The organism is Collinsella sp. AM41-2BH (assembly GCF_003468085.1).
In the GTDB taxonomy this organism is placed as follows: domain Bacteria; phylum Actinomycetota; class Coriobacteriia; order Coriobacteriales; family Coriobacteriaceae; genus Collinsella.
In genome coordinates, this window is record NZ_QSGH01000047.1 from 1 (window position 1) to 1,397 (window position 1,397).

Below are 1,397 nucleotides of genomic sequence, written 5' to 3' on the forward strand. Positions count from 1 at the left end.
GGCCGGCCCCGGGAGATCGGAGGACGGCATGTCCGGAAAGAAGAAGAGCGGCTCCGCAAGGGCGGTCCCGAGGGCCTACGGAAGGCTCACGAGGCACGAGCGGGACACGGTCCAGAGAATGCTGGAGCGCAGGGCGTCGTGCAGGGAGATCGCGAGGGAGCTGGGCAGGTCGCCCTCGACGGTGAGCGCCGAGGTGGCGTCGCACAGGTTCGTGACGGCGCCGAAGGCCAGGCGCGGCGAGCGCGTGGACGCCTCCGCCGACCTGTCGGCGGCCTGCCCGCGCCTGGCGGCGTGGCCGCGATGCTGCAACGGCTGCGGCCGGTACCGCGCGATCGGCTGCAAGCGCCGCCCCCACGTCTTCTACGAGGCCCGGGCCGCGCAGCTGTGCGCCGACTCGGTCCTCGTCTCGTCCAGGCGCGGGATAGACGCCGACGAGCCCGCCGCGGCGGCCAGGCTGGAGGCGATAAGGGACTGCCTGCGCCGGGGGCTGTCGCCCGAGCAGATGGCGGCGCGCAACGGCGGCCCGGTGGACCTGTCGCCGTCGACCATCTACCGCTGGGTCTCGGCGGGCTACGACGGCATGACCAACATGGAGCTCAGGCGCAAGGTCGGCTACAGGCCGAGGAAGCGCGCCGCGGGCCGGGCGGCGACCCGCCACTCCGCCCGCAGGTCGCATGCCGCGTTCCTCGCCCTCGGGGAGGACGCGTGCGCCGCGGCCTGGGAGATGGACACCGTCGAGGGGGCCCGGGAGGACTCCGCCTGCCTGCTCACGCTGCTGCACCGCCCCAGCAGGCTCCAGCTCGCGCTGCCGCTGGAGGAGAAGACCGCCGGGTGCGTCGCGGACGCCCTGGAGGGCGTCCGGGCCATCCTCGGCGCCGACGGGACGCGCCGCGTGTTCCGCGCCGTCCTCACCGACAACGGCGCCGAGTTCTCCGACGAGGCGGCGATCGCGGCGCTGCTCGGCGAGGGGCCGGGCGAGACGAGGCTGTTCTACTGCGACCCCAGGCGCAGCGACCAGAAGGGCGCCTGCGAGCGCAACCACGTCGAGATCAGGAAGCTGCTGCCCAAGGGCGCCGGAATCAGGTTCGACCGGCTCGCCCCGGCCGACCTGGCGCTGGCCATGTCGCACGTGAACTCCGAGCCCCGCGGCGCGCTCGGCTTCGCGACGCCCGCGCGCGCCTTCAGGGCGATGCTCGGGGAGGACGCGGCGGCGCTGCTGGACGCCTACGGCGTGGGGGACGTGCCCATCGGGGAACTCGACCTGACGCCGGGGCTCATCGAGAGGGCGCGCGCAGAGAGGGGCGATGCCCCGCTGGCCTAGCCTAGAAGAAAAACGGAATAGACGGACCGACCGTCCGGCTGAGTCTGGGAAGAGGTGCCGGGCGGCGGGCGGAGCA

Annotated in this window: 1 protein-coding gene; it reads left to right on the forward strand. The window is 74.0% G+C overall.

Annotated features, from left to right (window positions below; all coding sequences use genetic code 11):
- Nucleotides 1–28 precede the first annotated feature (28 nt).
- Nucleotides 29–1,321, forward strand: a complete 1,293-nt coding sequence (locus DW899_RS10400; protein WP_117801085.1) for an IS30 family transposase — start codon at nt 29–31, stop codon at nt 1,319–1,321.
- Nucleotides 1,322–1,397: the final 76 nt, after the last annotated feature.